This window comes from Sorangium sp. So ce296 (assembly GCF_051529605.1).
Taxonomy (GTDB): domain Bacteria; phylum Myxococcota_A; class Polyangia; order Polyangiales; family Polyangiaceae; genus Sorangium; species Sorangium cellulosum_D.
On sequence record NZ_CP150325.1, the window covers coordinates 14153075 to 14165456 of the forward strand.

The 12382-nt window shown below is 74.4% G+C and carries 14 protein-coding genes and 1 pseudogene; 6 read left to right on the forward strand and 9 right to left on the reverse strand.

All coding sequences use genetic code 11. The features are described from left to right. The first annotated feature begins 65 nt into the window (after window positions 1-65). Together WME98_RS52215 and WME98_RS52220 are read left to right on the forward strand one after the other, a co-directional pair. Window positions 66-710, forward strand: a complete 645-nt coding sequence (locus WME98_RS52215) for a hypothetical protein (RefSeq protein ID WP_148313911.1) — start codon at window positions 66-68, stop codon at window positions 708-710. Between the two features lie 103 nt (window positions 711-813). Beyond that, window positions 814-1347 (forward strand): annotated as a pseudogene (locus WME98_RS52220) (protein kinase domain-containing protein); the annotation flags it as partial. Between the two features lie 29 nt (window positions 1348-1376). Here the strand turns inward: WME98_RS52220 and WME98_RS52225 are convergent. Continuing rightward, window positions 1377-1769: a hypothetical protein gene (locus WME98_RS52225; protein ID WP_437954168.1), complete on the reverse strand. Its 393-nt coding sequence runs from the start codon at window positions 1767-1769 to the stop codon at window positions 1377-1379. A gap of 167 nt (window positions 1770-1936) precedes the next feature. Between WME98_RS52225 and WME98_RS52230 the strand changes: the two genes are divergently transcribed. Then, window positions 1937-2521, forward strand: a complete 585-nt coding sequence (locus WME98_RS52230; protein WP_437954169.1) for a hypothetical protein — start codon at window positions 1937-1939, stop codon at window positions 2519-2521. A gap of 15 nt (window positions 2522-2536) precedes the next feature. Here WME98_RS52230 and xerD read toward each other — a convergent pair whose 3' ends face one another. Next, on the reverse strand, window positions 2537-3427 hold the full coding sequence (xerD, locus tag WME98_RS52235) for a site-specific tyrosine recombinase XerD (protein WP_063823690.1): 891 nt from the start codon (window positions 3425-3427) through the stop codon (window positions 2537-2539). Window positions 3428-3616: 189 nt separating this feature from the next. On the opposite strand from xerD, the gene WME98_RS52240 reads away from it, so the two are divergent. From WME98_RS52240 to rpmB, 3 genes are all read left to right on the forward strand, one after another. Beyond that, entirely contained in the window at window positions 3617-4477 is an 861-nt protein-coding gene (locus tag WME98_RS52240; RefSeq protein ID WP_437949043.1) for an N-formylglutamate amidohydrolase, read from the forward strand. A gap of 13 nt (window positions 4478-4490) precedes the next feature. Beyond that, entirely contained in the window at window positions 4491-5594 is a 1104-nt protein-coding gene (locus WME98_RS52245) for a hypothetical protein (protein WP_437949044.1), read from the forward strand. Window positions 5595-5808: 214 nt separating this feature from the next. Next, window positions 5809-6033, forward strand: coding sequence for a 50S ribosomal protein L28 (gene rpmB / locus WME98_RS52250; protein WP_061623235.1), 225 nt, complete (start codon window positions 5809-5811; stop codon window positions 6031-6033). A 268-nt stretch (window positions 6034-6301) separates the two neighbouring features. Here rpmB and WME98_RS52255 read toward each other — a convergent pair whose 3' ends face one another. The 7 genes from WME98_RS52255 to rimM all read right to left on the reverse strand — a co-directional run bounded on the left by WME98_RS52255 (window position 6302) and on the right by rimM (window position 12376). Next, window positions 6302-7351 (reverse strand): hypothetical protein, encoded by a 1050-nt coding sequence (locus tag WME98_RS52255; protein WP_437949045.1) that lies wholly within the window; start codon window positions 7349-7351, stop codon window positions 6302-6304. Then, complete coding sequence (locus WME98_RS52260; protein WP_061621385.1) at window positions 7348-8073, reverse strand: DUF72 domain-containing protein; 726 nt, start codon at window positions 8071-8073, stop codon at window positions 7348-7350. The genes WME98_RS52255 and WME98_RS52260 overlap by 4 nt, the downstream gene beginning before the upstream one ends. A gap of 89 nt (window positions 8074-8162) precedes the next feature. Continuing rightward, the gene (locus tag WME98_RS52265; protein WP_061621384.1) at window positions 8163-9059 is read right to left on the reverse strand and encodes a lysophospholipid acyltransferase family protein; all 897 of its coding nucleotides are present in this window, start codon (window positions 9057-9059) and stop codon (window positions 8163-8165) included. A gap of 136 nt (window positions 9060-9195) precedes the next feature. After that, the gene (gene queG / locus WME98_RS52270; RefSeq protein ID WP_437949046.1) at window positions 9196-10377 is read right to left on the reverse strand and encodes a tRNA epoxyqueuosine(34) reductase QueG; all 1182 of its coding nucleotides are present in this window, start codon (window positions 10375-10377) and stop codon (window positions 9196-9198) included. 70 nt (window positions 10378-10447) lie between these two features. After that, entirely contained in the window at window positions 10448-11023 is a 576-nt protein-coding gene (locus WME98_RS52275) for an RNA methyltransferase (protein WP_437331306.1), read from the reverse strand. Next, window positions 11020-11823, reverse strand: coding sequence for a tRNA (guanosine(37)-N1)-methyltransferase TrmD (gene trmD / locus WME98_RS52280; protein ID WP_437949047.1), 804 nt, complete (start codon window positions 11821-11823; stop codon window positions 11020-11022). The genes WME98_RS52275 and trmD overlap by 4 nt, the downstream gene beginning before the upstream one ends. A 40-nt stretch (window positions 11824-11863) precedes the next feature. Next, entirely contained in the window at window positions 11864-12376 is a 513-nt protein-coding gene (gene rimM / locus WME98_RS52285) for a ribosome maturation factor RimM (RefSeq protein ID WP_061625140.1), read from the reverse strand. Between the last annotated feature and the right edge of the window lie 6 nt (window positions 12377-12382).

Below are 12382 nucleotides of genomic sequence, written 5' to 3' on the forward strand. Positions count from 1 at the left end.
AAGCCGCCCCCGGGGATCGCTCTTTACTTGCCGTCCCGGGGCCGGTCCTGCAACGCTCGTCCGCAATGTTCTTCCGACGATGGCCCACCCTGGCGCTGAGCGCTGCGGCGGCGCTCGCCGCGGCGTGCAGCTCGCCGCCTCCACCGCAACCCGTAACGCCGGAGCCGCCCGTGACCGCGGCGCCTCCGCCTCCGCCCCCGCCTGCCCCGAAGCCCTGCAAGGCGCTCGACGAGCAGTGCCAGGCAGAGGAGTCGACCCGGGCGAAGATCTCCGGGAGCTCGCTCGTGCTCACGCCCGTGAAGGGCTGGACCTACGCCCAGGGAGAGAGCGCCACGATCGCGCAGGCCGCGGACGAGGGCCCTGCCCTGGCGACGGCGCAGGTCGACACGGGCGAGGGCAAGCAGGCCGCCGAGAAGCGCGACGCCGCGCTCGACGCGCTGGCGCGCGAGATCAACGTCACCTTGCCCAAGAAGAAGGTGAACTGGAAGAAGCCCGACGACGTCAAGGAGATCTCCGGAAGGAAGATCGGCCTGTGGCAGAAGGAGGGCGCCGCGCGCGGGACCAAGAAGGGCCCGCTGCTGATCTTCGCCGACACCGGCAAGGACGGCGAGATCGTGATCGGGCTCGGGTTCGTGCCGGACGACGACAGCTCCGGCGCCGACGCGACCATCCTGCAGTCGATCGAGTCGATCGCGGTCGCGGAGGAGTGATCTCGTGACGGCACCGAACGTCGCGCCGGGCAGCGTCGTCGCGGGGAGGTTCTCCGTCCGCTCGCTCCTCGGCTACGGGGGCGCGACGGCCACCTACCGCGCGGTGACGGCGCAGGCGCGCGACGTCGCCCTCAAGCTGTACTCGCCGATCATCGGCCAGCGGCCGGACGCGATGCAGCACCTGCAGCGGTACGTCGCCGAGACGAATCGGCTGCCGCACGAGCTCGTCGCGCACATCCTCGAGGCCGGCTACGACCCGGCGACGGCCGCGCCCTTCACGGTGACGGACACGATCCACGTCCCGTCGCTCGCGGAGCTCGCGCTGCGCCGGCCGCTGAGCTTCGAGGAGGTCGGCTCGATGCTCCGCTCGCTCGCGGCGGTGCTCGACGCGGCGCACGCGCGCGAGGTGCCCCACCACGGCCTCAAGCCGACGAACCTGTTCCTCGACCCGAGCGCTCCGGGCAGCGTGAAGGTCACCGACTTCGGGCCGTCGCTCGCGCGGAGCATGGTGCCGACGTCGGAGGGCTACGTCCTCGCCGCCCCGTGGCTCGCGCCCGAGCAGCTGCAGCCGGGCGCCCCCGCGGGCCCCGCCGCGGACATCTTCTCCGCGGCGCTTGTCGCCTTCTTCGCGCTCACCGGCCGCTCGTACTGGCGTTCCTGCCAGGGTCAGGTCGACGTGCCTGCCTGGCAGCGCGAGATCATGGCGCCGCGCCCCTCCGCGTCGGCGCGCGCGGCGGAGCTCGGCGTTCCGGTGAGCCCCGTGCTGGACGCCGCCTTCGCGCGCGCGCTGGCGCACGATCCGCGCGAGCGCTTCCGCTCCGCGAGCGAGCTCGCGGCCATGCTCAGCGGCTTCTCGGCGGCGGCGATCGAGGTCGGCTCGACGCTCGCCCTGTCCCCCTCGGCGAACGAGGCGCCCGCGCCGCCGGCCCGCGCCGCGAACGCGCCGGCGCCCGTCCCGCCGGCCCACGCCGTCGCCGCGGCGAGCGCGCCCGCGCCGATGCCGGCGCCCGACGCGACGCAGCTGGCCGCCTCGCCGTTCGCGGCCGCGCCGCCCCCCACGCCGTTTTCCCCCCGCGCCGCCGCCGCACGCCCCGCTCTCGCCCGCGCCGGCGCCCTCGCCGGCCGCGTCGCCGTCGCCGCAGCCTCCGGTCGACGCGGGCCTCGCGCAGGCGCCGCCGCCTCCGGCCCAGGGCGTCCCCGCCGCGCCTCCGAAGAGCCCCATCGCGATGATGACCGCGGTCACCGCGCCGCGGTCGCCCTGGGGCAAGGCGGCGTCGCTGACGGTGGGCGTCGTCGCGGTGCTGCTCGTCGGGGGCACGGCCGCCGCGTGGTACGTCTTGGATCGCCGGGAAGAGCCGCAGCCGAGCCCGAGCGCGTCGGCCACGGCGTCCGCCGTGGTCCCCGCCCCGACGGCCGAGCCCACGCAGCCCGCGCCGGCCGCGACCGCGCCGCCGGCCGACGCCGGAGCGCCGGCCACCGCGCCTCCGATCGACGCCGGCGCCCCGGCCGACGCCGGCGCCCCGGCCGACCCGCTCGTGAAGATCTCCTGCAAGCCCGTCGCGTGCGAGGAGATCACCATCGACGGCAAGACGACCCTGGCCCCGGAGGTCGAGCTCGGGCTCAAGCCGGGCGTGCACAAGGTGAGCGTCAGGCGCACCGGCTACATTGCGCGCAGCACGAGCCTCGTCGTCAAGGCCGGCACGCCGCTCGTGCAGGAGTTCCAGCTCACCGAGATCCCCCCGGCGCCGGCGCAGCCAGCGGGGCAGGCCACGAACAAGCCGTGCGGTAAGTTCCTCAAGCGCTGCAAGTAGCCGCGATCGGCCCGCTCACGCGCGAGGGTGCGCCCGCCGGTAGGCGGCGCGCACGTGGTCGTCGGCGAGGTGCGTGTAGATCTCGGTCGTCACCACGTTCGCGTGGCCGAGGAGCGCCTGGACGCTCCGGAGATCCGCGCCCCCTTCGAGCAGGTGCGTCGCGAAGGAGTGGCGGAGCTTGTGCGGCGAGCTCGGCTTGGCGATGCCCACGGCGCGCGCGTATCCGCCGAGGAGCTTCCACACCGCCTGCCGGGTGAGCGGCCCGCCGCGCGGCGACAGGAACAGCACCTGCGTCGCCGCGCTGCGCGGGTGCGTGGCGCGCACCTCCAGGTAGGCGTCGATGGCCGCGAGCGCCGGCTCGCCGAGCGGCACGAGGCGCCGCTTCCCGCCCTTGCCGAGCGCCGTCACGATCCCCTTGCGCCGCTCGATGTCGGACAGCTTGAGGCGCACCACCTCGCTGACGCGCAGGCCGGCCGCGTACATCACGTGGAGCATCGCGCGATCGCGCAGCCCCTTGAACGTCCCCTGCTCGGGCGCCTCGATGAGGAGCGCGATCTCGTCGAACGAGAGCACCTTGGGCAGCCGCCGCCCGACCCTGGGTCGCTCGATCAGCGCGCACGGATCCCGCTCGATCCGCCGCTCGCGGAGCAGGAAGCGGATGAACCCGCGGACCGCGGAGAGGTGGCGAGCCGCCGAGCTCGCGCTGATGCCCGCCTGACCGAGCGCGACCAGGTAGGTGCCGATCAGCGCCTGGTCGAGCCCGTCGACGGACGTGACCCCCGCCGCCTCCGCATGGGCGACCAGCTTGGCCAGATCGTGGCCGTACGCCTCGAGCGTCAGGGGCGCCAGAGCCCGCTCGACGCGGAGGTGGTCCAGGTAGGCGTCCACCCAGGTCGCGAGATCCACGGCCAACGCTACAGCGAAAGCGGCCAAGTGCGCCAGAAAGCCGCCAGAAAGCCGGGGCGGAGCAGATGCACCCTGGACGCCCTGGACGGCAACACTTCTTCCTTCCTTCCGGCTTGGAACCTCCCCGTCTTGCCCCGTCTTGCCCCGTCCTGATTCCAGCCGGACGCGGAATGCGTCACAGTGAGCCCCGTGGTGTCACCCTTCGAGGTCGTCGAGCCCCGCGGAGCGGAAAGCCCGGTCCTCGTCGAAGTACCGCACGCGGGTGTCCACATGGATCCCGAGTCGCTGTCCTGGACCGTCGCGCCTGCGCGCAGCATCGGGCGCGACGCCGATCTGTACGTCGACGCGCTGTTCCAGGACGCCCCGGCCGAGGGGGCGACGCTCCTGTTCGCGCGGATGAGCCGGCTGGTCGTCGATCTCAACCGCAGCGAGGCCGACTGCGACGGCGACGCGGTCGAGGGCGGCGGCCGCGCGCCGTTCCCGCGGGGGCTCATCTGGCGCGTGACCACGGACGGCGAGCCGGTCCTGGTCGCCCGGCTCCCGCGGCGCGAGGTGGAGCGCCGGCTCGACCGCTTCTACCGGCCGTACCACCGCACCCTCAGCGCGATCCTCGCCCGCAAGCGCGAGCGCTTCGGCTTCGCGATCCTGCTCTGCGCGCACTCGATGCCGAGCCAGAGCCGCCGCGGCCACGCCGAGGGCGCGGTCGGCCGGGCCGACATCGTCCCCGGCACGCGCGGGCGGACGACCGCCGCGAGCGCGGTGATCGACGCGGTCGATCGGCACGCGCGCGCCTGCCGCTTCTCGGTGCGCCACGACGACCCCTACAAGGGCGGGTTCAGCACCTCGCACTACGGCCAACCGCACCGTGCCGTCCACGCGGTGCAGATCGAGATTGCGCGCCGGCTGTACATGGACGAGCAATCCCTCGCCATGGATGGGCAAGGATTCACTGCCGTGCGAGACTTCGGGCGCACCCTGGTCGCGCGGCTCACCTCGGCGGAGCTGCTCGGGCAGCTCCGCCAGAACCCCTTCGACGCCCGTGAGATCTGATCCAGCTCCATCAATGGAAAAGCCTTACGGAGAGGCGAACCGCGACCGCCCGCCAGCGAGCCGTCGCGCGATCGCCGAACGGGACAAGGCAGCACCAGCCCAGCCGGAGGGCGCCGCGGCCGGCGACAGCCCGGCCGAGCGGCCCTCCGCGGCGCCGCCCGGCGCCGCTCAGGTCGAGCGGCCCTCCGAGGCGTCGATCGGCGTCGCGCGGGTCGAGCGGCTCTCGGGGTCGAGCCCGGCCATCACGATCGAGGAGCCGCCCCCGAGCGCGCGCGAGCATGTCACCAAGCCGCTGCTCGCGTCCGAGGCGCTCATGGAGGACCTGGCGCCGATGCGTCCGGCGCAGGACGCGGCCCGGGTCTGGTGCGCCGTGGTGGGCGTGGGCTTCCTCCTGTTCGGCGGCCTGTCGGTCGCGGGGCTCCGCCCGGACGGCGTCGTCGCGGGTCCGCCTGCGTTCGTGCTGGGCATCGTCACGCTGTTCACCGCGCTCACGTCGGTGAGCTACCGGCAGCGCGCCCTCGCGATGGTGGTGCTGGGGACGATCGCGACCGTCATCGGCCTTCAAAGCTCCGGTCCCGCGGTCGGCTGGGGCGCCGCCCGGGCCGTGGCGGCGATAGCGCTCCCGGCGGCGCTCGTCTTCCGGTCTCGCTACCGGGCGTACGCCGGCGCGCGCTGGCTGCTCGTCGCCGCGTTCCTCGTCGCGCTCCCCGCGTTCGGGCACGCCGCCGCGCAGCTCACCTTGCTCGATCCTCACCTGGCCCAGCTCGGCGCCCTGATGGTGATCCTGGCGGTGCTGTCCAGCCTCACCGGCTTCATGGGGGCGGAGACGACGGGCGCCGGCTCGTCGCTCGCGGTCGCGGTGGTGCTCGCCTTCACGGCCGACCTGGTCGTCGGCAGGCTCGCCCAGCTCAGCGCCTTTACGCCGCGCGACCTCGGCAGCGTGCTCTCCGCGGGCCTGGCGTTCGCCGCGACGTCCGCGATCACGAGCCTCGGCCTCTTCCAGATCCTGGCCTGGCGCCTCGCCGCCGACGCCCGGCGCATCGACCTGCACCGCCCCGAGAACGACAAGGACGGCCCGGATCGCCGGCCGCCCTCGGGCGGCGAGTGGCTCACCTAGGCCTGCCGCCAGCGATCTCTCGACCCCTCCGCGGGCGATCTCCGGTGCGCTGCGGCGAGATACCCCCCGGTGGACGCTTGACATGTCCCCCGGCTTCCTTCACTTTGCCGCGCTCCCGAGCCCCCCTGCTCCCCCGCGCAGGTCGTGCGCTCGGCCAGCTTGATCGAACTAGGGTCGGGGCACCGAGGTCGGTCCCCTTCCAACCGAGGACGTCATGGCGAAGAGCGACATCACTGGGAAGCGGAAGCTTCTGGCGCAGAATGTCTCCCACTCCAACATCAAGACGAAGCGCTGGCAGCTCGTGAACATCCAGACCCGGCGCATCTGGGTCCCCGAGCTCAACCGCTTCGTGAAGCTCAACCTCACGACGCGCGACATCCGCACGATCGACAAGATCGGCGTCGTCGCCTACGCGAAGCGCCACGGCGTCACGCTCTAGCTCGCGCGGAGCCCGGTCGCGTCTGGGCAGCACGCCGACGACAGCGACCTGAGCCGGAAACCGCCGGGACGCCAAGCACGCCAGGAGAGCCGAGCGTTCTCCTCTTGGCGTCCTTGGCGCTCTGGCGGTTTTTCCTTTGTTCTCGCCGACGCCGCACGGCCCCGCGCCGACACGCTGGGCACCGTCGGCTCCCCGGGCGCTAGCCCCGGACGAGCCGCGCCCCCCGGGGACGACGCCGCGTCAGCGTTCTGCCGGCGACGACGCCGCGTCAGCGTTCTGCTGGCGGCGTCCCTGCTCCTGCCGAGAATCCGGGCGCGAGGTGGACCGCGCGCGCGTCGCGGTCGTCGCGCAGGACGGCGAGGGCGCCGTCGGCGCTCAGCTGCGTGCGGACGTCGTGGAGAGCCGCCTCGAGCGCGGTGCCACGGAGGAGCGCGCCGAGGGCGCTCACCTCGAGCTTGGGCCTGCCGGTCAGCGCGACCGCGGCCGCGAAGGCGCTGCGCTGGAGGATCGCGATCGGCGCCGCCGCCGGCAGGGGCGTGCCGGGCGCGAGGCGCGTGATCCCGCGGCGCACCGGGACGGCGTCGCGGCCGAGCACGATGTCGAGCTCGGGCACGGCGATCCCGTCGTCGGTGCGCGCGTAGGCCAGCGCTGCGACCGTGCCCCAGCCGTCGCAGGCGACGATGGCGTCCGCGGGCCGCGCCTCCTCCCCGACCGGCCACGGCGCCTGGAGCGCCGTCGCGCCCTCCGCGATCGTGGTCGACGCGGCCTCCACCTCGGCCGGGACCGCCTCGGCGAGGTCCTCGGCGGTCAGCGTCCCGCCGGCGACCGGCCCGCCCACGGCGAGCAGCGCCCGCTCCACGTCGCGCGCCCGCAGCGCCAGCGCGCCCAGCGAGCCGACCTCGCGGAGCAGCGCGGCGCGCCCGCTCGCGCCCGCGCGCTCGGCCGCGGCGACGCCCGTGCGGACCAGCTCGCGGAGCCGCGCGCGACCGAGGTAGCCGTGCAGCAGCACCAGCATCCCGAGCGAGCGCGGAACCGCGACGCGCGCGGCCTCCGGCACGCTCTGCCCGTCGACGAACCCGCGCGGCCGCGGCGCGCCGCGCCCGGGCTGGATCGCCCGGCCATCGAAGGCCCGCGCGCCCACGCCGACGCCGGCCGCGAGCGCCACGGCGGGCGCGAGCAGCACGTCGGGCTGCGCGCCAGCCGCCGCGAAGAAGCCGGCGACGATCGCGTCGATCGCGCTGCCGGACGACTCGAGCGCGGCCCGCGCGGCCGAAGCCGCGGAGGCGTCGCTCGCCGTGGCCGCCGCGCCGCGGATCACTGCTCCTCGTCCTCGGCGACGAGGGTGTTCGGCATAGGCATGGTAGGCCTTACCACGGCCGAAGCCGTCGAGCGATCGGGCTTGCGCGCGAGCGACGCCGCGAGCTGGGACTTGATCTGGGACGCGCGGTCCCCCTCGACGACCAGGAACACCTCACGCCGCCCGCGCAGGCGATCGGCGACGCGCTCGAGCGCGGCCGCCCCGATCGACGAGGACTTTCCGAGCGCGCGCAGCCGTGTGTAGACGATGGGCCCGGGCGGCGCCGCGTCGCGGGCGACGTCGAGCACCGGGATCACCTTCGCGGCGCGCGCGGTCGCGACGATGTCGTCGCGCTCCCAGATCCCCCCGGGCTCCCAGCAGCGCACGACCCCTTCGGCGGGCAGGCGCTCGAAGAGCGCAGCGAGCTTCTTGCGGTTGCTCGCCGTCGGGCGGAGCGACGCCGGCGTCTGGAGCACGACGCAGCGGGCCTCCAGCACGGCCGCCACCTCGAGCGAGGTCGACAGCGCTTCGTCGAGCTCTTTCCCGGCCGCGAGCTCGCCGACCACGCGCGGCAGCACGACGCTGAAGACGAAGCCCGGCGGCACCGCCTTGCGCCATTTGCGCAGCGTGGTCGCGCGGGGCAACGACGTATCGACCGGACGGAGCTCGACCAGATCGAAGCGATCTTTGTACTTCTGGATATCCCCCTTGAGCGAGGGCAGTCCGACGAGGAGGCGGGCCATCAGCGCGCACTCTTAACCCAGCTTGCGCGCCGATGCAGCGCATGGCCGACCGCGGCGCGATTTCTCATTTAAGGCTCAAAATCCTTGATTTATTCGAAGTGGAACCACTGCGTCGGGTTCTCCCGCAGGAAGCGCTCCATCTCCGCCGTGATCTGCCGCGCCGCGACGTCGAGCTCGGACGGTCCTGGCCGCCTGGGCAGCGAGACGGGGGGCGCGATGCAGATCTCGTACTCCATGAAGCCGGTCCGCCGGGTGAACACCGGGACGATCGGCGCGCCGCTCGCCGCGGCGAGCTGGAGCGGCCCCTCCGGGACGCGCCAGGGCATCCCGAAGAGCTCGACGTCGCGCCCGCGCATCCCGGACGGGAGCCGATCGATCTGGATGGCCACGACGCCCTGCCGCCGCAGGTGCGCGAGCAGCGGGAGCACCGCGAGCGGATCGTCGTCGACGTGCTGCATCCGCACGCCGACCCGATCGCGCGTGCCGTCCTGGATGGCCTGCGCCCGGCTGTCGCGCTCGCGTTGCATCACGACGAGCACGTCGGCCGCGTGCACGGAGCGGAGGAGCGGCGCGGCGGCCTGCCACCCGCCGGTGTGCGCCGTGACGACGATCACGCCGAGGCCGCGCCGGTAAGCGTTCGTGAAGTGCTCGTCGTTCACGCACAGGCCGGTGAGCCGGTCGGGCCGGTTGCTGCCCGCGATGAACGCGTCGGTGAGGCAGCTGGCGAAGTTGATGAACACCCGCGCGACGTCCCGGTACTCGTCGAGCGCCCCGCGCTCGCCGAGCGCCAGCCGCAGGTTCCTGCGCACGGCCCTCCGCTGCTCCGGCAGCACGGCCCCGAAGACGAGCCCGAACAGCGCAGGGCTGTGCCGGACGAGGAGGTCTGGGCCGTAGGTCACCCCGGCGTCCACCGCACGCCGCCAGAGCACGGAATCGTGCTGGCGCAGATCGTCGAGGAGCGCTCGGAGCCTGGGAGGGAGATCCACGTTCGTGCTCGTGCGCGCGGCGTCTTGCCGGCGGACACCGTAGCGGATCCTCGGCCGCCCGCGAAGAGCGCCCGAGCACCGCCGCGCCCAAACGCCGCGCGCCGCGATCGAAGCCGAACCCGGCGCCCTCTGCGCTTCAACCGGCGCCGGGCTCGTCGAGCGAACCGGCAGGCTCCGGCGCGGCCGGGCTCGCCGGCTCGCCGCGGCCCGCGCGGCGCATGCCCCACGCGGCGACGGCGCGCACCTCGGGGTCGTCGTGGGCGAGCGCCGCGGCGAGCGCGCGCGTCGCGCGCTCCGCGACCTCGCCTTCCGCGCCCTGCGCGAGCCGGTTCGCGGCGACGATGGCCGCGTTCCTGGCGAGCCCGCCGCGCCGCGCGCGCTTCACCGGCGTCCCGACGGTCAGCGCCTCGAACCCCCGCTCGTCCAGCGACGCGAGGTCGTCGACGTCCCGCCCCTCCCATCGCGACAGCGGATGGAACGGCGCGGTGCGCTCGATGGGCGGCGGCGCGGTCCTGTTGAACGGGCAGACCTCCTGGCAAACGTCGCAGCCGAAGACGTGCTCGCCCATGCCCGGCCGCAGCTCCTCGGCGGGCGCGCTCCGCTGCTCGATGGTCAGGTACGCGACGCAGCGCCGCGGATCGAGCACGAAGGGCGCGTCGAAGGCCTGCGTCGGGCACGCGTCGAGGCAGCGCGTGCACGAGCCGCAGCGCTCCGCGATGGGCACGTCGGGGACGAGCGGCAGCGTGGTCACCACCTCGCCGAGCAGCTGGTAGCTCCCCTGCCCCGGCGTGATGAGCAGCCCGTTCTTGCCGACGAAGCCGATGCCGGCGCGCGCGGCCCAGACGCGCTCCATCACCGGCTCGACGTCGCAGAGCGGCCGCGCGAGGACGGACGGCGCGAGCGTTCGGATGAACGCCGCGAGCCGCCGCAGCCGGCGCTTCAGGTGGTTGTGGTAGTCCTGCCCGCGCGCGTACCGCGCGACCGCCTGCGCGAGCGGAGGGTCGCGCCCCTCGCTGTCCTTGGGCCGGGCGTACCTGCGGCCGACGCACACGACCGAGCGCGCCCCCTCGAGGATCGCGTCGGTGTCCAGCCGGCGCCGCTGCTCCGCGTACTCCGCGAGGTAGCGCATCTCGCCGTGCATGCCGCGCTCGATGAACTCGAGGTACCGCGCGTGCTCCACCCCGAGCGGCTCGTCCGCGCGCGCGACGCCGACGACGTCGAACCCGAGCGCGAACGCCTGCTCGCGCACCAGCCGATCGTGCGTCCGTCGTTCCGAGCTCGCCTCTCCCTCGGGGCGATGGGCCTCGCGCTCGCTCATGGCCGTAACATGGACCGCGGCGCCGGCGGCGGCGCTGGCATCGCGCTCGCCGCGCGCGCGCCGCGAGCGCTCACCCGGCGTGCCGGTCGCCGAGCAGCCGGTCGAGCGTGATCGCGCACGCCGCGCGCACGCTCAGGTGGTTGTAGCCGGTGCTCGCGGCCGCCCGGATGGGCTCGATCCGGAGGTCGGCGTCGGCGATGATCTCGGGCGTGAGGCCCCAGCCCGTACCGAACAGGATCAGCACGGGGCGGCTCGCCTGCGCGAGGCGCGCGCGGGTCTCCGCGTAGCTCGTCACCGGGAGCCCTCGCGACGCCGCCGCGGTCGTCCAGACCTCGACGCCCGCGCGCCCTTCGCCGCTCAGCGCGCCGTACACGTCCTCCAGGCTGGGGACCACGGCCAGCACGTCGAGGGCGACGGCGCGATCCGGGATCCGGCGCTTGCCGGACCCGAGCACCCAGTGCTCCCGGATCCGCTCCGCCAGCGCCCGCTGGGCGGCGACCGGGTGCACGACGAACAGCCGCTCGGCCCCGTACGTGCGCGCGCTCCGCGCCATGTCGTGCAGGTCGAGGTTCGTGATCGCGGTGGTCACCGCCTCGCCGGCGCGGTCGAGCACCGGGTAGTGGACGAGCGCGAGCGACAGCCTCATCGCCGCGCCTCGCCGCCATCGTTCGGCAAAGGGCTCGGTGGAGGGCTCGGCGGAGGCTCTCCTCCGCGCGCCTTGCGCCACAGGTCGGGCCGGCGCTCGGCCGTGCGCTGCTCTGCCTGCGCGCGCCGCCAGCGCGCGATGGCCGCGTGGTTGCCCTGCTGAAGCACCTCGGGGACCTTGTGCCCGCGGAACTCCACCGGGCGCGTGTACTGCGGGTACTCCAGCAGCCCGGACATCGCGGGGCTGTGCGACTCGTGCTCCGCCGACACGGCGTTGCCGAGCACCCCGGGGAGCAAGCGCACGCACGCGTCGATCACCGCCATCGCCGCCACCTCGCCGCCCGTCATCACGAAGTCGCCGAGCGAGATCTCCTCGTCGACGAACGCGCGCACCCGCTCGTCGAACCCCTCGTACCGGCCGCACACGAGCGCGACGGCCGGGCGGGCCGCGAGCTCGATCGCCTTCTCCTGGCGGAACGGCTGCCCCTGCGGCGTGAGCAGCACGCGGTGCGCCCGCGGCGCAGGGGCTGGGGGCGCGCCCTCCGGCCCGGGAGGGGCGCCCTCCGCGGCGGCCTCGTCGAGCGCCTCCAGGCAGCGGACGATGCAGTCGACGCGCATCACCATGCCGGAGCCGCCGCCGTAGGGCGTGTCGTCCACGCTCCGGTGCCGGCCGAGGCCGAACTCGCGCGGGCTGCGCGTCCGGACGGCGAGCGCGCCCGAGGCGAGCCCGCGCCCGACCATGCCGATCGCCAGAAATCCCTCGAAGAGCTCGGGAAACAGGGTCACTACATCGATGCGCATCGAACCTGCCGCGGCGGGCCGCCTCGAGCCGGACGGCGGCTCAGACGAGGCCTTCCAGCGTCACCAGCTGAACGATCTGCCGCTCCGCGTCCACGCTGCCGACGAAGCTCTCGGTCAGCGGGATCTCGAGCGGATCTGCGCCGCTCCTCACCACGACGAGCACGTCGCAGGTCGGATACGACTGGAGCGACCTCACGTGCCCGATCAGGTCGCCCTCGGGGGTCAGCACGCGCGCCCCCTCGATGTCGCACGCGTAGAACTCGCCCTCGGCGAGCGGCGCGAACGCATCCCGGGGCACGCACACCGCGGCGCCGCGCAGCGCCTCGGCCGCGTCTCGATCGTCGGTCCCGGCGATCCGCACGAGCAGCGCCTTGTCGTTCGGGCGCGCGGCGACGATCTTCGCGTCCCGCTCGGAGCCGTCCGGGAGGCGCAGCCGGATCGGAGGCCGCGAGAGGAGCAGGTCGGAGCCCTCGTTGTAGACGCGGAGGCGCAGCTCCCCCTGGACGCCGTGCGGCCGGGAGACCTCCGCGACGGGAACGTAACGTCGCTCCACGTTGGG

What these genes read in the sequence shown, in the direction of transcription:
- WME98_RS52275 (WP_437331306.1), bottom strand. Translation starts at nt 11,023, where the DNA reads ATGAGGCTGTCGCTCGCGCTCGTCCACTACCCGGTGCTCGACCGCGCC.
- WME98_RS52230 (WP_437954169.1), top strand. Translation starts at nt 1,937, where the DNA reads ATGATGACCGCGGTCACCGCGCCGCGGTCGCCCTGGGGCAAGGCGGCG.
- WME98_RS52260 (WP_061621385.1), bottom strand. Translation starts at nt 8,073, where the DNA reads ATGGCCCGCCTCCTCGTCGGACTGCCCTCGCTCAAGGGGGATATCCAG.
- WME98_RS52245 (WP_437949044.1), top strand. Translation starts at nt 4,491, where the DNA reads ATGGAAAAGCCTTACGGAGAGGCGAACCGCGACCGCCCGCCAGCGAGC.
- trmD (WP_437949047.1), bottom strand. Translation starts at nt 11,823, where the DNA reads ATGCGCATCGATGTAGTGACCCTGTTTCCCGAGCTCTTCGAGGGATTT.
- WME98_RS52215 (WP_148313911.1), top strand. Translation starts at nt 66, where the DNA reads ATGTTCTTCCGACGATGGCCCACCCTGGCGCTGAGCGCTGCGGCGGCG.
- rpmB (WP_061623235.1), top strand. Translation starts at nt 5,809, where the DNA reads ATGGCGAAGAGCGACATCACTGGGAAGCGGAAGCTTCTGGCGCAGAAT.
- queG (WP_437949046.1), bottom strand. Translation starts at nt 10,377, where the DNA reads ATGAGCGAGCGCGAGGCCCATCGCCCCGAGGGAGAGGCGAGCTCGGAA.